22 protein-coding genes are annotated in these 24,212 nt (G+C 67.8%); 17 read left to right on the top strand and 5 right to left on the bottom strand.

Features of this window, described 5'->3' with window-relative positions:
- Positions 1-24: 24 nt before the first annotated feature.
- Both xth and erpA read right to left on the bottom strand, forming a co-directional pair.
- Positions 25-807 (bottom strand): exodeoxyribonuclease III, encoded by a 783-nt coding sequence (gene xth, locus SI859A1_RS07820; protein WP_009209265.1) that lies wholly within the window; start codon positions 805-807, stop codon positions 25-27.
- Between the two features lie 7 nt (positions 808-814).
- The gene (gene erpA / locus SI859A1_RS07825) at positions 815-1,156 is read right to left on the bottom strand and encodes an iron-sulfur cluster insertion protein ErpA (protein ID WP_009209266.1); all 342 of its coding nucleotides are present in this window, start codon (positions 1,154-1,156) and stop codon (positions 815-817) included.
- 106 nt (positions 1,157-1,262) lie between these two features.
- Here erpA and SI859A1_RS07830 point away from each other — a divergent pair, with 106 nt between their 5' ends.
- From SI859A1_RS07830 to SI859A1_RS07885, 12 genes are all read left to right on the top strand, one after another.
- The gene (locus tag SI859A1_RS07830) at positions 1,263-2,495 is read left to right on the top strand and encodes a deoxyguanosinetriphosphate triphosphohydrolase (protein WP_009209267.1); all 1,233 of its coding nucleotides are present in this window, start codon (positions 1,263-1,265) and stop codon (positions 2,493-2,495) included.
- 102 nt (positions 2,496-2,597) lie between these two features.
- On the top strand, positions 2,598-4,349 hold the full coding sequence (gene argS, locus SI859A1_RS07835) for an arginine--tRNA ligase (RefSeq protein ID WP_009209268.1): 1,752 nt from the start codon (positions 2,598-2,600) through the stop codon (positions 4,347-4,349).
- 85 nt (positions 4,350-4,434) lie between these two features.
- Positions 4,435-6,363 (top strand): SPOR domain-containing protein, encoded by a 1,929-nt coding sequence (locus tag SI859A1_RS20305; RefSeq protein ID WP_009209269.1) that lies wholly within the window; start codon positions 4,435-4,437, stop codon positions 6,361-6,363.
- A 128-nt stretch (positions 6,364-6,491) separates the two neighbouring features.
- Positions 6,492-7,511: a beta-N-acetylhexosaminidase gene (gene nagZ, locus SI859A1_RS07845; protein ID WP_040325531.1), complete on the top strand. Its 1,020-nt coding sequence runs from the start codon at positions 6,492-6,494 to the stop codon at positions 7,509-7,511.
- 89 nt (positions 7,512-7,600) lie between these two features.
- Entirely contained in the window at positions 7,601-8,725 is a 1,125-nt protein-coding gene (locus SI859A1_RS07850; RefSeq protein WP_040325533.1) for an ABC transporter ATP-binding protein, read from the top strand.
- A gap of 44 nt (positions 8,726-8,769) precedes the next feature.
- Complete coding sequence (locus SI859A1_RS07855) at positions 8,770-9,003, top strand: twin-arginine translocase TatA/TatE family subunit (RefSeq protein WP_040325535.1); 234 nt, start codon at positions 8,770-8,772, stop codon at positions 9,001-9,003.
- A 77-nt stretch (positions 9,004-9,080) separates the two neighbouring features.
- The gene (tatB, locus tag SI859A1_RS07860) at positions 9,081-9,533 is read left to right on the top strand and encodes a Sec-independent protein translocase protein TatB (RefSeq protein WP_009209272.1); all 453 of its coding nucleotides are present in this window, start codon (positions 9,081-9,083) and stop codon (positions 9,531-9,533) included.
- Complete coding sequence (tatC, locus tag SI859A1_RS07865; protein WP_009209273.1) at positions 9,530-10,345, top strand: twin-arginine translocase subunit TatC; 816 nt, start codon at positions 9,530-9,532, stop codon at positions 10,343-10,345. The genes tatB and tatC overlap by 4 nt, the downstream gene beginning before the upstream one ends.
- 47 nt (positions 10,346-10,392) lie before the next feature.
- Complete coding sequence (serS, locus tag SI859A1_RS07870; RefSeq protein ID WP_009209274.1) at positions 10,393-11,676, top strand: serine--tRNA ligase; 1,284 nt, start codon at positions 10,393-10,395, stop codon at positions 11,674-11,676.
- A complete protein-coding gene (gene surE / locus SI859A1_RS07875) occupies positions 11,676-12,431 on the top strand; it encodes a 5'/3'-nucleotidase SurE (RefSeq protein ID WP_009209275.1) in 756 nt (251 codons plus the stop codon). The genes serS and surE overlap by 1 nt, the downstream gene beginning before the upstream one ends.
- On the top strand, positions 12,431-13,093 hold the full coding sequence (locus SI859A1_RS07880; RefSeq protein WP_009209276.1) for a protein-L-isoaspartate(D-aspartate) O-methyltransferase: 663 nt from the start codon (positions 12,431-12,433) through the stop codon (positions 13,091-13,093). Before surE ends, SI859A1_RS07880 begins: the two co-directional genes overlap by 1 nt.
- Positions 13,094-13,237: 144 nt before the next feature.
- Positions 13,238-14,557, top strand: coding sequence for a LysM peptidoglycan-binding domain-containing M23 family metallopeptidase (locus SI859A1_RS07885; protein ID WP_009209277.1), 1,320 nt, complete (start codon positions 13,238-13,240; stop codon positions 14,555-14,557).
- A 78-nt stretch (positions 14,558-14,635) separates the two neighbouring features.
- Here SI859A1_RS07885 and SI859A1_RS07890 read toward each other — a convergent pair whose 3' ends face one another.
- Positions 14,636-15,523 (bottom strand): ATP-binding protein, encoded by an 888-nt coding sequence (locus SI859A1_RS07890; protein ID WP_040325537.1) that lies wholly within the window; start codon positions 15,521-15,523, stop codon positions 14,636-14,638.
- 164 nt (positions 15,524-15,687) lie between these two features.
- Here SI859A1_RS07890 and yajC point away from each other — a divergent pair, with 164 nt between their 5' ends.
- The 5 genes from yajC (at position 15,688) to SI859A1_RS20310 (ending at position 22,003) form a co-directional block, all read left to right on the top strand.
- Complete coding sequence (gene yajC, locus SI859A1_RS07895) at positions 15,688-16,026, top strand: preprotein translocase subunit YajC (RefSeq protein ID WP_009209279.1); 339 nt, start codon at positions 15,688-15,690, stop codon at positions 16,024-16,026.
- A 139-nt stretch (positions 16,027-16,165) separates the two neighbouring features.
- Positions 16,166-18,733: a protein translocase subunit SecDF gene (gene secDF, locus SI859A1_RS07900; protein ID WP_009209280.1), complete on the top strand. Its 2,568-nt coding sequence runs from the start codon at positions 16,166-16,168 to the stop codon at positions 18,731-18,733.
- A 1-nt stretch (position 18,734) separates the two neighbouring features.
- Positions 18,735-19,124, top strand: coding sequence for an Mth938-like domain-containing protein (locus tag SI859A1_RS07905; protein ID WP_009209281.1), 390 nt, complete (start codon positions 18,735-18,737; stop codon positions 19,122-19,124).
- A gap of 133 nt (positions 19,125-19,257) precedes the next feature.
- Positions 19,258-20,088 (top strand): phytoene/squalene synthase family protein, encoded by an 831-nt coding sequence (locus SI859A1_RS07910; protein WP_040326388.1) that lies wholly within the window; start codon positions 19,258-19,260, stop codon positions 20,086-20,088.
- A 121-nt stretch (positions 20,089-20,209) separates the two neighbouring features.
- Positions 20,210-22,003 carry a DUF4153 domain-containing protein gene (locus SI859A1_RS20310; protein ID WP_050767481.1) on the top strand — a complete coding sequence of 598 codons (1,794 nt, stop codon included), beginning with the start codon at positions 20,210-20,212 and terminating at the stop codon, positions 22,001-22,003.
- Between the two features lie 37 nt (positions 22,004-22,040).
- Here the strand turns inward: SI859A1_RS20310 and trmFO are convergent, their stop codons facing one another.
- Together trmFO and SI859A1_RS20865 are read right to left on the bottom strand one after the other, a co-directional pair.
- The gene (gene trmFO, locus SI859A1_RS07920) at positions 22,041-23,462 is read right to left on the bottom strand and encodes a methylenetetrahydrofolate--tRNA-(uracil(54)-C(5))-methyltransferase (FADH(2)-oxidizing) TrmFO (protein WP_009209284.1); all 1,422 of its coding nucleotides are present in this window, start codon (positions 23,460-23,462) and stop codon (positions 22,041-22,043) included.
- A gap of 473 nt (positions 23,463-23,935) precedes the next feature.
- On the bottom strand, positions 23,936-24,079 hold the full coding sequence (locus SI859A1_RS20865) for a DUF1127 domain-containing protein (RefSeq protein ID WP_081451354.1): 144 nt from the start codon (positions 24,077-24,079) through the stop codon (positions 23,936-23,938).
- Positions 24,080-24,212 lie beyond the last annotated feature (133 nt).

Below are 24,212 nucleotides of genomic sequence, written 5' to 3' on the forward strand. Positions count from 1 at the left end.
TTCGACCCAAGGCGTCAGAGCGGCTCAGGCTGCCAGTTCGACCAGCACCGGGACGTGGTCCGACGGCTTTTCCCAGCCGCGCACATGCCGGTCGATGCCCGCCGACGCCATCCGGTCCTGCGCCTCGGGCGACAGCAGCAGATGGTCGATGCGGATGCCGTTGTTCTTCTGCCATGCCCCGGCCTGATAATCCCAGAAACTGTAGGTGCCGTCGGCATCGGTCGTGGCGCGAATCGCGTCGCTCAGCCCCAGATTGATCAGCCGGCGATAGGCCGCGCGGCTCTCGGGCTGGAAGAGGGCATCGCCCGTCCATTTGTCGGGCCGCGCCGCGTCGCCGCGCTCGGGAATGATGTTGTAGTCGCCGGCCAGCACCAGCAGTTCCTCGCGGGCCATGCTGTCGCGGGCATGGGCGAGGAGACGCTGCATCCAGGCGAGCTTGTAGGTGAATTTCTCGGTGCCCAGCGGATTGCCGTTGGGCAGGTAGAGCGAGGCGACCCGCAAGGGGCGGCCGTGGAAATCCCAGACGCCCTCGATGAAGCGGGCATGCTCGTCGCTGCTGTCGCCCGGCAGCCGCGGCTCGATCGAGACCGGCTTCTCTTTCGACAGCAGCGCGACGCCGTTAAAGCCCTTCTGGCCATGCGTCTCCACATGGTAGCCGAGCGCTTCGATCGCCTCGCGCGGGAAGGTCTCGTCGACATTCTTGATCTCCTGCAGGCAGGCGATGTCGGGCGAACGTTCCTGCAGCCAGGCAAGGAGGGCGTCGAGGCGGGCCTTGACGCCGTTGATGTTCCAGGTCGCGATCAGCACGAGGGCATCAGACCGAGAAGGACGTGCCGCAGCCGCAGGAGGCGACGGCGTTGGGATTGCGGATCTGGAAGGACTGGCCCATCAGGTCGTCGACGAAATCGACCACCGAGCCTTCCATATAGACGATCGAGACCGGGTCGATGACGACCCGCGCGCCGTCGCGCTCGAGGATGATGTCGTCCTCCTCGCGGCCGCTGGTCAGGTCGTATTTGTAGGAAAAGCCCGAGCATCCGCCGCCTTCGACGGAAATGCGCAGCGAATCGGCGTCGTCGCTTTTCGACAGGATCGCCGCGATCCGCCGGGCTGCGGCTTCGGAAACGGTGACGGTGTGATCGGTGGTGTCGGTCATCTTGCCGTTCGGCGCGTCGTTGGCGGGCGCGCCGCTCCTTGTTCGAGGGCTGACACTTAAGTATGGACGCCGGGTTGGCCGGTCAATCGGGACGGATCGTTTCGCGATGGATGAATTCCAGGGAACACGCGACGCGGCATTCGCGCGGATCGGGATGGGCGGCATCGCCCGCGCCCCTTACGCCGTCCAGCCCGAGGAATCCCGCGGCCGCCTCTATCCCGAACCGGCCAGCCTCACCCGCACGCCATTCCAGCGCGATCGCGACCGGATAGTCCATTCCACCGCCTTTCGCCGGCTGAAGCACAAGACCCAGGTCTTCGTGGCCGACGAGGGCGACCATTTCCGCACCCGCCTGACCCACACGATCGAGGTGTCGCAGATTGCCCGCGCCTTCGCCCGGGCGCTGCGGCTCGACGAGGACCTCACCGAGGCCATCGCGCTGGTGCATGACTTTGGCCATACGCCCTTCGGCCACGCCGGCGAGCGGGCCCTCGACCGGCAGATGGCGGCTTATGGCGGCTTCGACCACAACGCCCAGTCGCTGCGGATCGTCACGGCGCTGGAGCATCGCTATGCCGAGTTCGACGGGTTGAACCTTGCCTGGGAAACGCTGGAGGGGCTGGTCAAGCACAATGGCCCGCTGGTCGGGCCGCGGGCCGAGCCGGGCACGCTGCTGCCCAGGCCCGTGGCGGATTTCGACGCGCTGTTCCCGCTGGATCTCCACGGCTTCGCCAGCCTCGAAGCGCAGGCCGCGGCGATCTCGGACGACATCGCCTACAACACGCACGATCTCGACGACGGGCTCAGGGCCGGCCTGATCGACGTGGAGGATCTGCGCGAGCTGCGGCTCGCGGGCGCCATCCTGAAGGAGGTGGAGGAGGCCTATCCGGGTCTCGACCGCACCCGCACCGGCCACGAGATCCTGCGGCGCCACATCACCCGCATGGTCGAGGACGTGATCGGCACGGCGCTCTCGGGCATCGCCGCGATCGAGCCGAAGAGTGCGGGGGACATCCGCTCGGCCGACCGCGCGGTCGTGGTGTTCTCGCCGGCCATGCGCGAGGCGGTGGACGAGACGCGGCGCTTCCTGTTCGAACGGGTCTATCGCAACGAGAGCATCATGCAGGTGATGCGCACCGCCGAAGGCATCGTGGATGCGCTGTTCGAGCGGCTGATGGCGCGACCCGACCTGATGCCGGGCGACTGGAGCCGCGATGCCGAGAGGCTGCCGGCGGACAAGCTGCCGCGGCGCGTCTCGGATTACCTCTCGGGCATGACCGATACCTTCGCCATGTCCGAGCATCGCCGGCTGTTTGACGTCACTCCGCAATTGCGCTAGCCGGCCTTTCCTTCTTTAAGGCACGCATATGCGTAATGCCCGGTCGCCAGAACGTCCGGGCCGCGCCGCGACGGCGGCCGCCGGAACCAGTCGAGGTCCAGGATGAACATCTTCGCCGATTTCGAATCGCGCGTGAAGGCTGCGGTCGAAGCCGTTCTTTCCGATAGTGAAAACGGCGTGCCGGACCTGGCGCGCGTCACGGTCGAGCCGCCGCGCGATGCCGCCCATGGCGATCTTGCGACCAATGCCGCGATGGTGCTGGCCAAGCCGCTGGGCCTGAAGCCGCGCGATCTGGCGACCCGCATCGCCGCGCATCTCGCCCGCGATCCCGATGTCGAGACGGCCGAGATCGCCGGACCGGGCTTCATCAATCTGAAGCTCCGCCAACCCTTCTGGATCGCGCATCTGGCCGGCATTCTCGCCGCCGGCGGCGATTTCGGCCGGGCGCCGGCCACCGGCCGTCGGGTGAATGTCGAATATGTCTCGGCCAACCCCACCGGGCCAATGCATGTCGGCCATTGCCGCGGTGCGGTCGTGGGCGACGCCGTGGCGAGCCTGATGGCCTTCGGCGGCGACGAGGTGACCACCGAATACTACATCAACGATGCCGGCGAGCAGGTGAACGTCCTCGCGCGCTCGGCGCTGCTGCGCTACCGCGAGGCGCTGGGCGAGACGATCGACGAGATCCCGGCCGGTCTCTATCCCGGCGAGTATCTCAAGCCGGTAGGCGAAAAGCTGGCGAGCGAGTTCGGCGACCGGCTGCTGGCGATGGACGAGGCGGAATGGCTGCCGCTGGTGCGCGAACGGGCCATCGACGCCATGATGGCGATGATCCGCGCCGATCTGAAGTTGCTGGGCATCGAGCAGGACGTGTTCTTCTCCGAGCGCACCCTGCATGACGACAATGGCGGCAAGATCGCCGCGGCGATCGCCGATCTGCGGGAGCGGGGCTTCGTCTATCAGGGCTCGCTGCCGCCGCCCAAGGGCCAGTTGCCCGAGGATTGGGAAGACCGCGAGCAGACCCTGCTGCGCTCGACCGAGGTCGGCGACGACCAGGACCGGCCGCTGGTGAAGTCCGACGGGCGCTACACCTATTTCGCCGCCGATGTCGCCTATTTCCACGACAAGTTCGAGCGCGGCTTTCAGGAGATGGTCTACGTCCTCGGCGCCGATCACGGCGGCTACGTGAAGCGGCTGGAAGCCGTGGCGCGGGCGGTGTCCGGCGGCACCGCGACGGCGGACGTGCTGTTGTGCCAGCTCGTGAAGCTCTACCGGAACGGCGAGCCGGTCACGATGTCGAAGCGCTCCGGCAATTTCGTCACGCTGGCGGATGTGGTGGAGGAGGTGGGCCGCGATCCAGTCCGCTTCATGATGCTGTTTCGCAAGAGCGACGCGCCGCTCGACTTCGACTTCCAGAAGGTCACCGAGCAGTCGAAGGACAATCCGGTCTTCTACGTGCAGTACGCCCATGCCCGTTCGGCCGCGATCTTCCGCCAGGCCGTCGAAGCCGGGCTGACGCTGCCCGACTTCGCTTCGCTCGACCGCGAGACGCTGAATCTCTTGAACGACGAGGGTGAGATCGGCCTGATCCGCAAGCTCGCGGAGTTCCCGCGGCTGATCAAATCGGCCGCCGATGCAAAGGAGCCGCACCGGCTGGCCTTCTATCTCTACGACCTCGCATCGTCCTTCCACGCGCAGTACAATCGCGGCAAGGACCTGCCGGAATTACGGTTTGTTAACGCTGATGAGGCCAAGATCACCTTTGCCCGACTGGCTCTGGTGAAGGCCGTGGCGCTGGTTCTGGCTACGGGACTCGGCCTGATCGGGGTCGACGCTCCGGAAGAAATGCGCTGACCGATCACGCTTTGGTCAAGTTCGTCCCCTAGCCCATAAGAAGGGGCCGGACGCCTCCGGAGCACGAAGATAGGCGGGGGTGTGAATGTCGACGGGGGACATGAACGGCGCGGGTTCGAAGACGGACCGGCTGACGGCAACGCCTGACGAAGATCCGTTCGCGGATCTGGCGAAACTGATCGATCAGCCCTGGGGCGCGGAGCCTGCGGTACGCGCCGAGCGTGACATCGCTGCCGCGCCGACCGGCGATGCGACCGGTTTCGACGAGGAGGCCCTGGCCGGCGTCCTCGACGAGGAATTCAACCGCAGCTTCGAATCGATGGACGATTTCGCGGCGCCTGCGATGGCTGCTGACGCGCCGTCCCGCGACGACGAGGCCATCACCAATTCCTATGCGAACTGGGTGTCGCCGCGCGGCGCCGCCGCCGCGACCACGGGTTTTGCCGGCCAGCCGCGCTCGGCGACGCCGCCGGCCGCTCCCGAGGCCCAGCTCGACGCCGCGATCGACGACGAGCTGGAGGTCGCCCTGCGTGGCCTGTCGGCTCCCGCCAATCCGCGCGGCACGCCGCTGCATCACAGCGAGGCCTTTGCGCCGGCACGGGTCGAACCCGCGCCGATGCCGCAGGCCAGCACCAAGCCGCTCGACGATTTCGACGAACTGATCGCCAGCGAACTCGCGGCGATGACCACGACGCCGCAGGTTCAGCGCGTCAACGAGGCATGGGACGGGTCCGATACGCGCACGGCAGCGAGCGGACCGTCCGCGCCGCAGCACAGCCATGCCGGTCTCGCCCAGGACGACAGCAATGCCTTCGGCGTCGAATCGCTCGACGATCGTTTCGATGATGGCCGCGGTGTTCGCGGTGCGTCCCAGCGTGCTGCGGGTGCCATGCTCGCGGCGGGGCAGGGACGTTTCTCGCCCCGTTCGTTCGGCTTCGGCGCCAGTGTGCTGGTCATCGCGCTGCTCGGCGGCGTCGGCGCCTATTACGCATCCGGAAGCGGCGGCGTAGCGGGCTCGGACGAGGTGCTGATCGTGCGCGCCGACCCCGAGCCGGTGAAGGTCGCGCCGAAGGATCCGGGCGGCCGGGCCGTGCCGAATCAGAACAAGGCGGTCTACGAGCGCGTCCAGAGCGCCGATGCCGACATCAAGCCGTCGCAGACCACCCTCCTGTCGGCTGCCGAAGAGCCGCTGGAACTGCCCTCGCAGGTCGCCAACGATCTGCCGGGCGTCGATCTCAGCCCGATCGGCTCGGCGCGTGCCGCGTCGAACGGGATCGGCGACGGCTCCGTGCGGGTCGCCGACGCGTCTGCCTCGGCCGAGCCGATCGCGGTGCTGACGCCACGGCGCGTGCGTACCCTGACCGTGCGGCCGGATGGCACGCTGGTCACCGAGGACACCGTGCCCGAGACGTCGATGGCGGATCTGCGCGGCGAGAATCCGGCGATGATTCCGGCCTCCTCGCGTCCGGTCGAACTGGCAACGGACGCGGCCGATGCCGCGACGACCGAGACCGCGGACGACACCGCATCGGCCGGACAGCCCGCACCGGGCATGCCCGTGCCGGCGATGAAGCCAACGCGACCGGCCACGGCCGCGACCCGCGTGGCGGCGCTTGCCACGGCGCAGCCGGAGCCGCAGGTGTCGCCGGCCGCCATCGCGCCCGCGCCGACCCCGGTCGCCCCGGAGCCGGCCGTCGATTCGGCCACGGAAACCGCCAGCATCGCGGCACAGCCCGCAGCGGCGCCCGCCGCCGGGACGGCCTCCGCCGGTGACGGCTATTACGTCCAGATCTCCTCGCAACCGAGCGAAACGGCGGCGCGGGAATCGTCGCAGGCGCTCGGTCAGCGCTATGCCGGCGTGATCGGCGGGCGCAATCTCGTCATCCAGTCGGCCGACATTCCGGGCAAGGGCACCTATTACCGGGTGCGCGTGGCGACCGGCTCCAAGGACGAGGCGACGAGCCTGTGTTCCCAGCTCAAATCAGCCGGCGGAAGCTGCTTCGTGGCGCGCTGAGCGTCGCCGGGCTTGCCGGGGTCGCACTGACGGGCCGTTCCTCGCGCGGAACGGCGCCTTCCATTCTTCATACAGACACACGTCCCGGCGCTGACGCGGGACCATCCGTGCACGCACAGGAGACGGGAATGAGCGGATCGAAGGCGTGGATTGCCGCGCCGGCCGGGCTTCGCCTGACGGCGGACGAACGCGCATTCTTCGCCGACGAGCGGCCCTGGGGATTCATCGTCTTCGGCCGCAACATCTCCGACGCGTCGCAACTGTCCGATCTGGCGGCCGGACTGCGCGAGATCGGCGGGCGCGCCGCCACCCCGATCTTCATCGACCAGGAAGGCGGGCGGATCAATCGCCTCAAGCCGCCGATGGCGCCGGCCTATCCGACGCCGGCCGATCTCGGTCGCCTGTACGCCGCCGATCGCGAAGCGGGCGTGCGCGCCGCCTGGCTGCAGGGCCGGCTGCTGGCCGCCGACATCATGGTCTACGGCATCAATGCCGACTGCGTGCCGTGCCTCGACGTGCCGGTGCAGGGCGCGAATTCGGTCATCGGCGATCGGGCCTACGGCCTCGACGGCGACACCGTCGCCGCCCTCGGCCAGGCCGTGGCGGACGGGTTCGTGGCTGGCGGCGGCCTGCCGGTGGTGAAGCACATTCCCGGCCATGGTCGTGGCAATGCCGACAGCCATTACCGCCTGCCGGTGGTCGCAACGCCCCGCGCCGAGCTGTCCCGGACCGATTTCGCCCCGTTCAGGGCCCTGAACACGGTGCCCGCGGCGATGACCGCGCATATTCTCTATACCGATATCGATGCAACGCGCCCCGCAACGCTGTCGCCCGTGGTGATCGAAGAGGTCATTCGCGGCGAGATCGGTTTCGACGGTCTCCTGATGAGCGACGACATCTCGATGAAGGCGCTGCAGGGCGATCTCGGCGACCTCAGCCGCGAATGCCTCGATGCCGGCTGCGACGTGGTGCTCCACTGCAATGGCGACATGGCGGAGATGCGCAAGGTCGCTGACGCCGCGCAGTCACTGACCGGGGAGGCCCAGCGCCGGGCCGCCGCCGCTGAGAGCTATATCGCGCCGATCGTGCCGTCCGACGAGGCCGCGCTGCGGGCGGAATACCGCGAACTCGTCGCCCGCGTCGCCTGAACCGGTTGCCGTCGCCGCGGCGAAGGGTTAGCCAGAGCGCAGAAGGTTGGGCGCGCGCGCCGGCCGACCAGAGTGACGGGCTGTCCAACGTGCATGACCGGACCCGCGACGCCGTCGCGCCATCCCAGAAATCCGCGAGCAGGACGAGCGCCGGCGTCAGCTTTGCCGCCCGGCTCGCCTTCGAGAACGTCTCGCACGCGGTCGGCGACACGCAGATTCTGAACGACATCAACCTGGCTGCCGAGCCCGGCGAGATCCTGTGCCTGCTCGGTCCGTCCGGATCGGGCAAGACGACGCTTCTGCGGATCGCCGCCGGGATCGAGCGGCAGACGGCGGGGCGGCTGGTTCTGAACGGACGCGAGATCGCCGGCGAGACAGCGTTCGTGCCGCCCGAAAAGCGCGGCATCGGCCTGATGTTCCAGGACTTCGCGCTGTTTCCGCACATGACCATCGCCGAGAATGTCCGCTTCGGCCTGACCGCCATGGCGGGCGACGCGGCCCGCAAGGAGGCGATGGCGGCGCTGGAGCGGGTCGGTCTGAGTGGCTCCGCGGGCCTCTACCCGCACACCCTGTCGGGCGGCGAGCAGCAGCGCGTGGCCCTGGCGCGCGCCATGTCGCCGCGCCCGTCGGTGCTGTTGATGGACGAGCCGTTCTCCGGCCTGGACAGCCGGCTGAAGGACGTGGTGCGGACCGACACGCTGCAGATCCTGCGCGAAAGCCGGGCGACCGCGATCATCGTCACCCACGACGCCGAGGAAGCGATGCGCATGGGCGACCGAATCGCGCTTCTGCGCGACGGGCGTCTCGTGCAGCTGGGCACGGCGGCCGAACTCTACAGCCGCCCGGCGAGCCTCTTCGCCGCGGGTTTCTTCTCCGAACTCAACGTCATTGATGGCGAGGTGCGGGGCGGCCGCGTGGTGACGGCGCTCGGACCGGTCGCCGACACGGCCCTGCCGGACGGCACGGCGATGACCGTTGCCCTGCGTTTGACGGGCCTGCGACTGCAGGAGCGGGACGACGGCGTGTTCGGACGGATCGTCGCACGGCGGTTTCTGGGCAGCGTCGATCTGATGACCGTGGCCATCGAGGGGCTCGATTATCCGCTGCGCTCACGCATGCGGGCGGGAATTGTCGAGCAGGGGCGGCGCGACGTCGTTGTTTCCGTTGATCCGCAAGACGTTATCGTGTTTGAAAAGTCCGCGGACGATCGCTAGCTTGGGAAGATCGAACGCCTTACGCGTTCCAGGGAGATTTTATAATGGGTAGCTTCAGCATCTGGCATTGGCTCATCGTCCTTGCGGTCGTGCTGCTGCTCTTCGGTCGCGGCAAGATCCCGGAACTGATGGGTGACGTTGCCAAGGGCATCAAGAGCTTCAAGAAGGGCATGTCGGAGGACGAGACCGAGGCGACTGCTCAGGAGCGCCGGTCGCTCGACCACAACGAGGCCGATGTGGTGGCCCGCGACGTCAAGCGGGAGAAGACGGTCAACTGATCGCCTGCACATGAGGTCATCGATGACGACGGTGTGCCGTCGTCATCAGGTCAGTTCGCTGTTTCCGAGACGCTGAAATGTTCGATATCGGCTGGTCCGAACTCATGGTCGTCGCGGTGATCCTGGTGGTCGTCGTGGGGCCAAAGGATTTGCCGCGCATGCTGCGCACGTTCGGGCGCACCAGCAAGCAGTTGCGGTCCATGGCCGGCGATTTCCGCCGCCAGTTCGACGATGCGTTGCGCGAGGCTGAGCTCGACGATGTCAGGGACACCGTCAGCAAGGTGCGCGATCTCGATCCGACCAAGGACGTGCGGGCGGCAATGAACCCGATGAAGGCGGTGGGCGACGAGATTCGCTCGTCGCTGAAGGCCGCGACCAAGGCGCCCGAGCCGAAGGTGCCGGGCGCCTCCGGTGCGGCCGTTGCGGCCGAACCCGACAAGGCGGGGGCGACCAACAGCCCGCAGCCGGCGGACAAGCCTGCCGAAAGCGCGGATGCCGCGCCCCAGAAGAAGAGCGAGGACGCGGCGTGAGTCGGAACGACACCGATATCGAGGCCTCCTCGGCGCCGCTGATCGAGCACCTCATCGAGCTGCGTACGCGGCTGATGTGGAGCATCGGCGGCTTCCTGCTCGCCTTTATCGTCTGCTTCTTCTTCGCCAAGCCGATCTTCAATTTCCTCGTCATTCCGTATCAGACGGCGACAGAATGGGCCGGCGTGCACAACAAGCAGGTCGAACTGATCTACACGGCGCCGCAGGAATTCTTCTTCACCCAGGTGAAGATCGCGGCGTTCGGCGGCTTCTTCCTCGCCTTCCCGCTGATCGCCTCGCAGATCTACAAATTCGTGGCCCCCGGGCTCTACCGCGAGGAGCGCGGCGCGTTCCTGCCGTTCCTCGTCGCCACGCCGCTCCTGTTCCTGCTCGGTGCGGCGCTGGTCTATTATTTCTTCACCCCGATGGTGATGTGGTTCTTCCTGTCGATGGAGCAGACGGGAACCGGCGGACAGGCCGCGATCCAGCTTCTGCCGCGGGTCTCCGAATATCTGTCGCTGATCATGACGCTGATCTTCGCCTTCGGACTGGTGTTCCAGCTTCCTGTGGTGGCGACGCTTCTGGTGCGGGCGGGCATCACCTCCTCGCAGGGGCTGGCCGACAAGCGCAAATACGCCATCGTGCTGGCCTTCGTCGCCGCGGCGATCCTGACGCCGCCCGACCCCATGTCGCAGATCGGTCTTGCCCTGCCGACGATCCTTCTCTACGAGGTGTCGATCTTTGCGGCACGGATGATCGAACGCAAGCGGGTCCAGCGGCAGCGCGAAAGCGAGGCGCAAGCCGATAGCTGACAGCATGACCCGGATCCCGCCGCTCGTCGGTCGGGAAACGGGAATCAATGCTCGACATCAAGTGGATACGTGACAATCCGGACAAGCTGGATGCGGCCCTCGCACGACGCGGCGCCGCGCCCCTGGCCGAACAGCTTCTCAAACTCGACGAAGAGCGCCGGGCGCATCTGACCCGCCTGCAGACCTTGCAGGGTCGGCGCAACGAGGCGTCCAAGGCGATCGGCAAGGCCAAGGGCACCGGTGACGAGGCCGGCGCCGAGGAGCTGATCCGCGAGATCGGCGAGATCAAGGAAGCCATCCAGGACGGCGAGGAGACCGAGCGGCGCATCGACAAGTCGCTCGAGGACGCGCTTGCCCGCATTCCGAACATCCCGCTCGACGACGTGCCCGAGGGCGCGGACGAAACCGACAATGTCGAGATCCGCCGTCACGGCGAGGCGCCGAACTTCGGTTTCGCGCCCAAGGAGCATTACGAGCTCGGCGAAGGCCTCGGCCTGATGGATTTCGAGCAGGCAGCGAAGATCTCCGGCTCGCGCTTCACCATCCTGAAGGGCCAACTCGCCCGCATGGAACGTGCCCTCGGCCAGTTCATGCTCGATCTGCACACCGGCGAGCACGGCTATCAGGAAACCGCGGCGCCGCTGCTGGTGCGCGACGAGGCGCTGTTCGGCACCGGCCAGTTGCCGAAATTCAGCGAAGACCTGTTCCACACCAGTGAAGGCCGCTGGCTGATCCCGACCGCCGAGGTGCCGCTGACCAACATGGTGCGCGAGCAGATGCTAGGGGCAGGCGACCTGCCGCTGCGCTTCACGGCGCTGACCCCGTGCTTCCGCTCGGAAGCCGGCTCGGCCGGACGCGACACCCGCGGCATGCTGCGCCAGCACCAGTTCTACAAGGTCGAACTGGTCTCGGTGACCGACGAGGGCTCCTCGATTGCCGAGCACGAGCGCATGACCGCGGCGGCCGAAGAGGTGCTGAAGCGCCTCGGCCTGTCCTACCGGGTCGTCACGCTGTGCGCGGGCGACATGGGGTTCGGTGCGCGCAAGACCTACGACATCGAGGTCTGGCTGCCGGGGCAGGACGCGTTCCGCGAAATCTCCAGCTGTTCGGTCTGCGGCGACTTCCAGGCGCGCCGCATGGGCACGCGCTACCGCGTCGAGGGCGAGAAGGCCGCGCGCTACGTTCACACGCTGAACGGCTCCGGCGTCGCCGTCGGACGGGCGCTCATCGCGGTCATGGAGAATTACCAGAACGAAGACGGCTCGATCACCGTTCCGGAGGCCCTGCGGCCCTATATGGGTGGGCTCGAACGGATCGAGAGGACGGCCTGATGCGCCTGCTGCTGACCAATGACGACGGCATCCACGCCGAAGGCCTTGCCGTGCTGGAGCGGATCGCGCGCGAACTGACGGACGACGTCTGGGTGGTGGCGCCCGAGACCGACCAGAGCGGGCTGTCGCATTCGCTGACGCTGTCCTCGCCGCTCCGCCTGCGCAAGATCGACGAGCGCCGCTTCGCCTTGTCCGGCACGCCGACCGACTGCGTCATCATGGCGGTCAAGCAACTGATGGATTCTCCGCCGGACCTAGTGCTGTCGGGCGTCAATGCCGGGCAGAATATCTGCGACGACGTCACCTATTCGGGCACGGTCGCCGGCGCCATGGAAGGCACGATGCTGGGCCTGCGCTCGATTGCGCTCAGCCAGGCGTTCAAGCCCGGCAGCCATCGCGAAGCGCTGTGGAAAACGGCCGAGACCCATGCGCCGGCGCTGATCGAGCGCCTGATGACCTTCGACACCCCGCCCGGGCATCTGATCAACGTCAATTTCCCGGCAGTCGAAGCCGACGCGGTCGAGGGCATCGAGGTCACGCGCCAGGGCAAGCTCGACTATTCGCTGGGCATGGAAGAGCGCCGCGACGGCCGCGGCTTCCCGTATTTCTGGCTGAAGTTCGGACGTCAGGCCGGCGCCGAGGTGGAACAGTCGGATGTGGCCGCCCTGACCGCCGGGCGAATCTCGGTCACGCCGCTGCATCTCGACCTGACCGCCCATGCGCTGCGCGACGAGCTGCGCACGCTGCTCGGTTGATGGCGCCGACCGGCGAAGGCGCGGGGCGCGACCGCGAGGATCTGGCGGCCTTCCTGCTGTCGCTCCGGTCGGAGCGCATCACCGACGCACGGCTTCTGGAAGCGGTGGAATCGGTGCCGCGTCGGCTGTTCCTGCCCGAGGGCATCGCCAACGCCTATGAGAACCGCTCGGCCCCGCTCGCCTGCGGGGAGACCATGCACGGGGCGCTGGCCGCGGTGCGGCTGGTGGCGGCGCTGGACGTACAACCGGCGCACCGGATTCTGGAGATCGGAACCGGCAGCGGCTACATCACCGCCCTCCTGGCGCGGCTCGGCACCCATGTCAGCTCCTTCGACCGCTATCGGGGGCTGGTGGAGCCGGCGGGGCGGCGGCTGCGCGACATCGGCATCACCAACATCTCGCTGTTCCTGGAAGACGGACGCGACGGCTTCGCCGGCGGGGCGCCGTTCGACCGGGTGATCGTCCATGCGGCGTTTCCCGCTGTGCCGCGCCAGTTCCTCGACCAGCTCGGCTCCAACGCCGCGATGATCTGCGCACTCGGGCCGGGGGACGGGCCGCAGGAACTCCTGCGCCTGCGCAAGGTGGGCAGCCGCTTCGAGCGCGAGCCACTGGGCACCGTGCACTACCAGCCATTGGCCTTCGGCACGGCCGACGCCCTCTGACCGGGCGCGACAGGGCGTCGATGGGCCGTCAAACATGGCGTCGACGTCCAAGAAATGTCGTTTTTGCCCCGCGACTTAACCGGGCAGTAAGATTAACGCGCTTCAATAGGTCCAAGAGTAAACTAGCGTGCTCAAGGGACGGCGATGCGTATCAATGTGCTGAAATCCGTGCGGCTCAGAATGGTGCGCTCCGTCGCGATGGTGGGAATGGCCGGCCTCGCGGCGGGTTGCAGCTCCGACGTCGTGCGTTTCGACGACGGCTTCTACACCGGGGCCGTGCCGCAGGCGCCGGCCAGCAACCAGATGGCGGCAGCCAGCCAGCCCTATCCGGGCGACGTCGATGCCATGAACACCGGCAGCGTCTCCCGCGGCATGCCGGCCTATGGCAACGGCGCGCAGGCGGCATCGGGTTACCCGGCGCAGAACCAGGGTTCCTACCAGACGGCGGCGAACAGCTATCCGCAGGGCGGCGTCGCCACCTCGGGCGCCGTGCAGACCAGCCAGCTGCCGCCTCCGCCGCCGCCGAGCTACGCCAACGCGCCGCAGTCGCAGGTCTCCGCTGCGCCGACCTCATCCTCGATGCCCGCGACCCGCGGCGCACCGCCATCGACCCTGGGTGAGCAGGCGGCCCGTGTCGTCTCTCCGCAGAGCCGGCCGATGCAGTCGAGCGCTGCGACGTCGCAGCCGACGCGGTCGGCCGCCGCCAGCGGCAGCGTGAAGGTGGAGAGCGGCGATTCGCTGCTCGGCATCGCACGCCGCACCGGCGTCTCGGTCGCCGACATCAAGCGCGCCAACGGCATGAGCGACGACACGATCCGCATCGGCCAGACGCTGAGCCTGCCGGCCGGCGCATCGGCGCCGACCCGCGTCGCAAGCGCCGAGCCGAAGGCCGCGCCGGAGCCCCAGCGTCAGGCCGAGCCGCAGAAGGTTGAAGCCGATTCGTCGCCGAAATCCTATTCGCCGCCGAAGACCGCCGAGAAGTCCGGCCGTCCGTCGGCCACGGAGACGCCGACAGCGGCCAGCCCGTCGACGACGGTCAGCAAGGAAGTCGAGACCGAGGTGGCGGCCGTCGCGCCCAACTCCACGGGCATCAGCCAGTTGCGCTGGCCGGTGCAGGGCCGCGTCGTCAATCGCTTCGGCGAGAAGGTCGGCTCGCGCCGCAATGACGGCCTGAACCTGTCGGTGCCGCGCGGCACGCCCATCAAGGCCGCCGAGAACGGCGTCGTGATCTATGCCGGCGACGGACTGAAGGAGTTCGGCAACACCGTTCTCGTCAAGCACGACAACGGCCTCGTCACCGTCTACGGCCACGCCGATCAGATCGACGTGGAGCGGGGCGCCAAGGTCAAGCGCGGTCAGCAGATCGCCAAGTCCGGCATGTCGGGCGACACCGACGTTCCGCTTCTGCACTTCGAGGTGCGCAAGGATTCGGCTCCGGTCGATCCGACCAAGTACCTCCAGTAGACGCCGACCTCCAGGCGTGACCGGCCCGGCCCCGCGGACAGCAGCGGGGTCGGGCCATTTGCGTTCGGGCCTGCGGAATCAGCTACCGGCTACCGGCGTCAGCGTGCGGCCGAGGCGGCCGGCCAGGTCCTGGACGAACTGGAAGGCCACGCGGCCGGAGCGGCTGCCCCGGGTCGTCGCCCATTCCAGCGCCTCGTGGCGGACCCGATCGGCATCGACGTCAAGGTCATAGGCGGCCAGATAGCCGTCGATCATCGCCAGATAGTCGTCCTGGCTGCAGCGGTGGAAGCCGAGCCACAGGCCAAACCTGTCGGACAGCGACACCTTTTCCTCGACCGCCTCGCCGGGATTGATCGCCGTCGACCGCTCGTTCTCGATCATGTCGCGCGGCAGGAGATGGCGCCGGTTCGAGGTCGCGTAGAACAGAACATTGCCCGGCCGTCCCTCGACGCCGCCCTCCAGCGCCGCCTTCAGCGACTTGTAGGCCGAATCCCCCATGTCGAAGGACAGGTCGTCGCAGAACAGCAGGAACGGGTAGGGCGCGGCCCGCACGATCCCCATCAGGCGCGGCAGATGATCAATGTCCTCGCGGTGTATCTCGATCAGCTTGACCGGCGCCGCGCCCGCCTCGAGCCCGGCATTGACCGCGCCGTGCGCGGCCTTCACCAGTGACGACTTGCCCATGCCGCGCGCGCCCCACAGAAGCGCGTTGTTGGCCGGCAGACCCCGGGCGAAGCGGTCGGTGTTCTCCAGCAGGATGTCGCGCGAACGCTCGATACCCTTCAGCAGCGCGATCGGCACGCGGTTGACCGAGGGGACCGGCACGAGCGCGGCCGGCGGGTCGAAGACGAAACAGTCCGCCGCCGTAAAGTCAGGCGCCGGGGCGGGGGGCGGTGCCAGCCGCTCCAGCGCCCCCGCGATCCGGTCCATCGTGTGCTTCAGGCTGGCGAGTTCTGCGGCATCCATGGTGGCTCTTTCGTCTCGAAGCTCCGCCGGACCGTCGGCCCGGTGGACGCTTGTTGCATTCGGGGCGACCGATCGTATATTCCGCGCACATCGTAAAGGCCCTGCTGTCGGCGCTGCGTCGCGCAAGGCATGATCCTGTGCCGATTCTCTGAGAGGTTTTTTCCATGTTCGTGACCGAGGCTTTCGCCCAGACGGGTTCCGTAGCGGGGGGGAGCGATCTGTTGATCAGCGTTCTGCCGTTCGTGGCCGTGTTCGCGATCATGTATTTCCTCATCATCCGCCCGCAGCGCACCGCGATGAAGAAGCGCGAGGAAATGCTGAAGAACATCCGCCGCGGCGACACCGTCGTCACGGGCGGCGGGATCGTCGGCAAGGTCACCAAGGTTCACGATAGCGGCGAACTGGAAGTGCAGATCTCCGAGCAGACCCGCGTGCGCGTCATGCAGGGCACCGTCGCCGATGTCCGGGTGAAGGGCGAGCCGACCGCCGCCAACACCAAATAGCCGTGTTGGCGCCGCACACAGCGCCACGGGACTGAGATCGCGTCGCTGCTGGCCTTGCCACAAGGGTCGGCGGCGGCGGTTTTAACGCTTGCCAACGGCGCGCAATACCGGCGCGGCCGTCGACCCTGTCGGGACACCCATGCTCTATTTCTCGCGCTGGAAGACGTTTCTGATCTGGCTGACGGTCGCCATCGGCGTCCTCTATGCGGCGCCCAACGTCCTGCCGCAGCAGGCGCTGGACAAGCTGCCGTCCTGGTTCCCGCAGCAGTCCGTCACGCTCGGCCTCGACCTGCAGGGCGGCTCCTACATCCTTCTCGAGGTGGATTCGCAGTCGCTGGTCGCCGACCGGGTGCAGACCCTGCGCGACGACGCGCGGCAGGCGTTGCGCACCGAGCGCATCGGCTATGCCGGCCTGTCCGACAGCGATCGCACCGTGACCATCCGCCTGCGCGACCCCGAACAGGTGGCGGCCGCCCGGGAGGCGCTGTCGCCGATGACCGACCCGATCTCCAGCGGCAGCGTGCTGGGTGGTGGCGCGGTGACGGAAGTGGCGATCGCCGAGCCGCAGCCCGGCGTCCTGACCCTGTCGCTTACCGACGAGGGTGTTGCCTATCGCACGTCGGCCGCGGTGACCCAGTCGATCGAGGTGGTGCGCCGCCGCGTCGACGAGCTTGGCACCACCGAGCCGGTGATCCAGCGCCAGGGCGACGACCGCATCATGGTGCAGGTGCCCGGTCTCGGCGATCCGCAGCGGCTGAAGGCGCTGCTCAACCAGACCGCCAAGCTGACCTTCCGCCTCGTCGACGTCACCGCTTCGGCCGAAGACGTCGCCCGGGGCAGCCGTCCGCCGGCGGGCTCCGAGCTTCTCTACACCAACGACCCGACCCCGGCGCCGGTTCTCGTGCAGCGCCAGATCATGGTGTCGGGTGAAAACCTGACCGACGCCCAGGCCGGCTTCGACAGCCAGAGCAACGAGCCGGTCGTCAACATCCGCTTCGACACCCAGGGTGCCCAGCGTTTCGGCGCTGTCACCCAGCAGAATGTCGGGCGGCCCTTCGCCATCGTTCTCGACGAGAAGGTGCTGTCGGCGCCGAACATCCGCGAGGCGATCCTCGGTGGCCAGGCGCAGATCAGCGGCAGCTTCACCGTCCAGAGCGCCAACGATCTCGCGGTGCTGCTGCGCGCCGGCGCGCTGCCGGCAACGCTCAACATCATCGAGGAACGCACGGTCGGACCGGGCCTCGGCGCCGATTCGATCGCCGCCGGCGAGACCGCCGGCGTGATCGGCGCTCTTCTCGTCGTGGTCTTCATGCTGGCTGCCTATGGCTTCCTCGGCATCATCGCCAACATCGCGCTGATCGTGAACCTCGTGCTGCTCTTCGCGGTGCTGACCGTCATCGGCGCCACGCTGACCCTTCCAGGCATCGCCGGCATCGTGCTGACGCTCGGCATGGCGGTGGATTCCAACGTCCTGATCTACGAGCGGATCCGCGACGAACGCCGGCAGGGCCGGTCCGTGGTGCAGGCGATCGACATCGGTTTCCAGAAGGCGCTGGCGACGATTCTCGACGCCAACATCACCACGCTGATCGCGGCGGTCGTCCTGTTCTTCCTGGGATCGGGACCGGTGCGCGGCTTCGCCGTGACCCTGGCCATCGGCATCATCACGACCGTCTTCACCGCTTTCACGCTCACCCGCTGGCTCGTCGCCGCATGGGTGCGCCGCAGCCGGCCGAAGGAACTGCCGCGCGGCTTCATCCGGCTGGTGCCGGAAGTCACGCGCATTCCGTTCATGAAGGTCCGTCTGCAAGCCTTTGCCCTGTCGATGCTCCTGTGCGTCGCGTCGGTGGGCGGCCTGTTCGCCGTCGGGCTCAACCTGGGCATCGACTTCACCGGCGGCACGCTCATCGAGGTGCAGGCCAAGAATGGCGAGGCCGATATCGGCGACATCCGTGAGCGTCTCGGCGCGATCGGCGTACCGGACGCGCAGGTGCAGGAGTTCGGCACCCCGACCGAGGCGCTGATCCGCATCGGCTCGCAGGGCGGCGACGCGTCGCAGGTGGCGATCGTGGAATCGGCGCAGGAGGCCCTGGCGGCCGACTATGACTTCCGCCGCACCGAAGTGGTCGGCCCGACCGTGTCGGGTGAACTGGCCTTCGCGGCGGTCATCGGCGTTCTGGCGTCGCTCTTCGCGATCCTGATCTATGTCTGGATCCGCTTCGAGTGGCAGTTCGCACTGGGCGCGATCATCGCGACGGTCAACGACGTCTTCCTGACGCTCGGCTTCCTGGTCGTGACGCAGCTCGAATTCAGTCTGGCCAGTGTCGCGGCGATCCTGACGATCGTCGGCTACTCGCTGAACGACACGGTGGTCATCTACGACAAGGTCCGCGAGAATCTGCGGCGCTTCAAGAAGATGCCGATCGGCCAGCTTCTCGACCTGTCCGACAACGAGATGCTGGCGCGCACGACCATGACCTCGGCGACCACGCTTCTGGCGCTGGCGGCCCTGTTCGTCTTCGGCGGCGAGGTGATCCGTTCCTTCGTGGCCTCCATGCTCTTCGGCGTGGCGATCGGCACCTTCTCGTCGATCTTCGTCGCCGCGCCGGCGCTGATCTTCTTCAAGCTGCGGGCCTCGGACTTCGCGGCCAAGAAGGAAGAGGAAGAGGCGGCGCGCGAGGGCGGCTCGACGGCGCGCGAGGCCTGACATGGCGAAGGGTATCGAGATCCGCGAGGCTCACTTCCCGGGCCGCGCCCCGATCGAGGCCTATGGCAATGGCGGCTTCCGCTTCGCCTCCATGTCGCATCGCGGCTCGATCCTGTGTCTGCCGTCGGGCATCTACGGCTGGGACGGCACCGCGGAGGCGCCGTTTACCGGCGAACGTCTCGGCAAGGTGTTCGAGGAGGCCGAGGAGATCGGCTTCCTTCTGTTCGGCACCGGCACGGACATTCGTCGGCTGCCGCCGGCGCTGGCCGACCGCATGCGCCAGGTCGGCATCTCCTGCGACCCGATGTCGACGGGTGCGGCAGTCCGCACCTTCAACATCATGCTGTCGGAAGGCCGGCCCGTGGCGGCGGCGCTCGTCGCGGTCGACTGAGCCAGTTCTCGTGACCTCCGCGGCGGCCTGACGCCGGCAGACGGCTGGCTTGAAGCCCCGCGCCACACCATCTTTCATCCGCGGGCCTGCAGCCCGAACCAAGCCGAGGCGCTGAGACACGGCCATGACGGATCTGAGCGAGAATTACGCCGAGTGCCTGCGACTGGTGGAGGCCGCCGATCGCGACCGGGCGATCTCGCTGGCTTTCGTTCCGGCGGACAAGCGCGACGATGTCGCCGCCCTCTACGCATTCAACATAGAGACCGCGCGGGTGCGCGATTCGGTGAGCGAACCGATGCCGGGGGAGATCCGCCTGCAATGGTGGCGGGACGCACTGGCGGCGCCCGACCAGGGCGCGGCCGGGCATCCGGTCGCCGCTGCCGTTGCCGACACGATCGCCCGCCACGAGCTGCCGCGTGCGGCGTTCGACCGCTTCCTCGAAGCGCGCATCTTCGACCTCTATGACGATCCGATGCCGTCGAGCGAAGAACTGGAGGCCTATGCCGGCGAGACCGCCTCGACGCTGATCATGCTGACGGCGATGGTGCTGGCGCGCGATGCGGCGGAGACGCAGGCCGATGCTGCCGGGCATGCCGGTGTCGCCCAGACGGTGGCCGGCGTCCTGCGCCTGTTGCCGCAGCATCGTGCCCGGCGGCAGGTCTTCGTGCCGGCCGACATCCTCGCAGCTGCCGGCTGCTCGACCGAAGAACTGATCCGCGGCGAGCGCGAACCGGCAGGCCGCGCGATTGCGGCGATGACCGCTTTCGGGCGCCAGCATGTGCGCGCCTGGATGGCCGAACTCGGCGACATTCCCAAGCCGCTGCGACCGGCCTTCCTGCCGGCGGCGCTAGCAGGGCGGTACCTCGACCTCATCGAACGGGACGGGGCGGCGGCGCTCGACCAGCCCGTCGAGATCGGCCCGCTGCGCAAGGTCTACATCAACTGGCGCACGATGCGGCGCTGACGGCAGGGATCGACCGCCGGAGCGATCCGCGCTTACATCGCCGCAGCGGCTCGTGCATCCGGGCCGGCACACCGAATTTCCAACTGATCCGAAAGCCGACCCCACGATGGCATTGCGCACGATGAGGTCCGCGCCCCGGCATGTCGGGCAGTTCTGGCGCTCGCTGGCGGCGGGAGCGGGCGTCGCGGCCTTCCGCTTTCCCCTGGCGAGCCTGCTGATCGTCGCCATCGCGATCCTCTCCAACCTTGCCCTGCGGGATGTCTACCCGGTGGCCGAGGACGATCTGGCCTGGCTGCTGGCCGCCTTCTACGGCGCGGCGGCCATTTCGGTCGTGATGGTGCTGGCAATGGAGGCGCGGGACGTGTCCGTGGCGGTGCGACAGGGCGCGTCTGTCCTTGTCGCGCTCGTCGTCGGCGCGGCGATCTGGGTCGGGCCGGCGCTGGCGGTATTTCCGCCGCCGTTGATCGTTGCCGCGACCTTTGCCGTTCCGCTTGCGGGGTATCTGAGCCTGCGCGATGCGGAAAGGTTCTGGGTCTTCACCTTCTGGACCGTGGTCGGCGTCAGCCTCGCCTTCCTGTCGGTGCTGCTGTTCGTTCTCGGCCTGTCGGCGATCCTGGAGATGATCCGCTACCTGTTCGAGGTCGGGCTGCCGAGCGACGCCTACGAGCATATCTTCGCTACGGCCTTCGCGCTGGTCGGGCCGCTCTTCGCGCTGGGGCGGATTCCGCATCATTTCGACGAGCGCATGCCGGCGGGGCAGGACGAGCGGCTGATCTCGGGGCTGCGCATCCTGTTCGACTGGGTTGCCGTGCCGCTGGTGCTGGCAACGGCGCTGGTCCTGCATCTCTATGCCGCGAAGATCCTCGTCACGGGCGATGTGCCGCAGGGCGAGATCGGCTGGATCGTCACCTTCTTCGCGGTGTTCGTCCTGCTGCTGCGCATTGCGGTCGATCCGTTCCGCACCGGCGCCGCGGCAGCCACGCGGCTTTTCACACGCTACTTCGCCTTGGCACTTCTGGTGCCCCTGACTCTGCTCGCCTATGCAATCTGGCTGCGCCTCGACGCCCAGGGGTTCACGCTTGAGCGCTACTATCTGATGCTCGGGGCACTCGCGGCGGGGTTGGTCCTCACCCTGCAGCTTCCGGGCCGGACGCGGGGCGACATTCGCTGGATGGCGGCCGTACCGGTCCTGCTGCTGGCGCTTTCGGCCTTCGGGCCATGGGGCGCCTATGACACCGTTGGCCGCAGTCAGACGGCCCATATCGTTGAGCGCTTCGTTGTGGACGATGGCGCCGGCGGGCACCGGCTGGCCGCGACCGGGCGTTCGGATCGCGAGGCCGCCGAACTGCGCTCGCGGCTCTACGTTCTCGACGACGTCAGCCAACTCGAGCGGCTGGCGCCGCTGCTGCCGGCGGATTTGATGGAGGGCAAGGAATCGGACCGGCGCGAGCGTGTCTTCGCGGAGCTCGATCTGTCGGGTCCGGTCGGCGTGCGCGAACTGCGCAGCTTTACCGCGAACGCGCCGATGGTGATCGACATTGCCGGGTTCGATCGCGTCGTCCCGGAGCGCGACGTACGTCAGGGCCTTGCAGACGGAGAGACGAGCAGCACCGGCGCCCCGTTATCCGGAGGAGTTGTGTTGCAGCTTGAGGGTTGGGAGTTCGTGCTGCGGATCGGCGAAGCCGAGGATCGCTTCGATCTCGCGTCGGCGATCGACGCTCTGCCGGACACGATCTACTCGGCGGCGCCGGACCGATTGCCGATGCAGATCGTGGACCTCAACGGCGTCAACGGGCGCAATGTCCGCCTGGCGCTGCGCCAGATCGTGCGGGATGGCGACGATGGGGCGATCCTGTCGGCGCTGCTGACGGTCTACTACCGGTCCGGCGAATGGCAGGAGCGGCCGGGCGGCTGAGCCCGGACGCCTGGATCTTCGATCAGGCCCGCAGGAACTACTCCGCGGCTTCCGCGATCGGGGCCTGGCCGAGCCAGCCGGCGAAATCGGCGAGGGCGCGGGCCGAAAGCGCCTTCTTCTTGGCAATCGCCTTGTCCTTGCCGCGAAAGCGCGTGACGCCCTCCGGCTTCTGGATGGCCCCCGGCTCCAGCGGCGGGAACAGGCCGAAATTGATGTTCATCGGCTGGAAGGACCGCTTGCCGCTCTCTTCCTGATGGGCGAGGTGGCCGCCGGTGATATGCGCGGCGAGCGCGCCCATGGCGGTCGTCTGCGGCGGCGGGGTGGCGGCTTCGCCCAGACGCTCGGCGGCGGCGAAACGGCCGGTCATCAGCCCGACGGCGGCCGATTCCACATAACCCTCGCAGCCGGTGATCTGGCCGGCGAAACGGATATGCGGGCGCACCTTCAGCCGCAATGTCGGGTCGAGCAGGGTCGGCGAGTTCAGATAGGTGTTGCGGTGCAGGCCGCCGAGCCGTGCGAATTCGGCGTTCTCGAGCCCGGGGATCATCCGCAGCACGGCCGCCTGGGCGCCGTATTTCAGCTTCGTCTGGAAGCCGACGATGTTGTAGAGCGTGCCCAGCGCATTGTCCTGGCGCAGCTGCACCACGGCATAGGCCTTGATGTCCGGCTGATGGGCGTTGGTCAGGCCCATCGGCTTCATCGGGCCGTGGCGCAGGGTCTCGGGACCGCGCTCGGCCATGATCTCGATCGGCAGGCAGCCGTCGAAATAGGGCGTGCCTTCCCATTCCTTGAACTCGGCGCGGTCACCCTCGACGAGGGCGGCGACGAAACGCTCGTAGGTGTCCTTGTCGAGCGGGCAGTTGATGTAGTCCTTGCCGGTGCCGCCGGGGCCGACCTTGTCGTAGCGCGACTGGAACCAGGCCTTGTCCATGTCGATGGAATCGAAATGCACGATCGGCGCGATGGCGTCGAAGAAGGCGAGGGCGTCAGTGCCGGTGGCGGCGCTGATCGACTCGGCCAGCGACGGCGCCGTCAGCGGGCCGGTGGCGACGATGCTGGGGCCCCATTCCTCGGGCGGCAGGCCCTCGACCTCGCCGCGCTCGACGGTGATCAGCGGATGTGCCGCGATCGCTTCGGAGACGGCGCCGGAAAAGCCCTCGCGATCGACCGCGAGCGCGCTGCCGGCGGGCACTTGGTGGGCGTCGGCGCAGCGCATGATCAGCGAATTGGCGAGCCGCATCTCGGCATGGAGGACGCCGACCGCATTGGTCTGGCTGTCGTCCGACCGGAAGGAGTTGGAGCAGACGAGCTCGGCCAGATGGTCGGTCTTGTGGGCCTCGGTACCGCGGACGGGCCGCATCTCGTGCAGGACCACGGGCAGACCGCGTTCGGCGATCTGCCAGGCAGCTTCGGATCCGGCGAGCCCGCCGCCGACGACGTGAATGGGTTGTTTCGACATGGGGACAATTTAGCAGTCGCGCGTGGCGATCAAAAGGCCGCGTGGCGATCCGCGCGCATGATCGAGCAAGTTTGCGGCCTCCAAACGACAACACCCGCCGGGGGGAGGACCCGACGGGTGTCGCATTGGGACCTGCGCTGGGAGGAGGATGCGCAGGTCATATCCGCTTCAGGCCCGGGAGGAGGTGGGCCCTACGCGAAACTCTAGAAGGTCTCTGATCGCCCGTCGGGGGGAGGACCCGACGGGCGACTGAGAGGTACCTGCGCTGGGAGGAGGATGCGCAGGCACTTTATCCGCCTTGGGCTTGGGAGGAGGAGTAGCCCGCAGCGAAGCTCTGTAATCTCTGGGCGCCCGCCGGGGGGAGGACCCGGCGGGCGTCTGGGTGGAAACTGCCTGGGAGGAGGAGTGGCAGTTTCCGATCCGCTTGGGTCCTGGGAGGAGGAGTGGACCCTTGCGAAAGTCTTGGCTGATGATCAGCCGATGGCGCGGCGGGCGACCGAGTTGATGTCGCCGCGCGAGATGCCGAGATCGGCCAGTTCGCGCAGGGAGAGACGGTTCAGTTCGTTGACCGTCTCGCGGTAGCGGCGCCAGTTGTTGTAGGAGCGAACGAGGTTCATCGGTTTATCCTGCGGTCTTAAATCGATTGAAGCGGCTGATTGTTTCGTCTGCGTCGCTTCGGTGACTGGAAGGTAGGCGGTGCAGGGCGGACCCGCTAGAGCCTTCGATGCATGGCAGCCTTGCGATTTGTGC

It is taken from the genome of Aurantimonas manganoxydans SI85-9A1, assembly GCF_000153465.1.
GTDB classification, from domain to species: Bacteria; Pseudomonadota; Alphaproteobacteria; order Rhizobiales; family Rhizobiaceae; genus Aurantimonas; species Aurantimonas manganoxydans.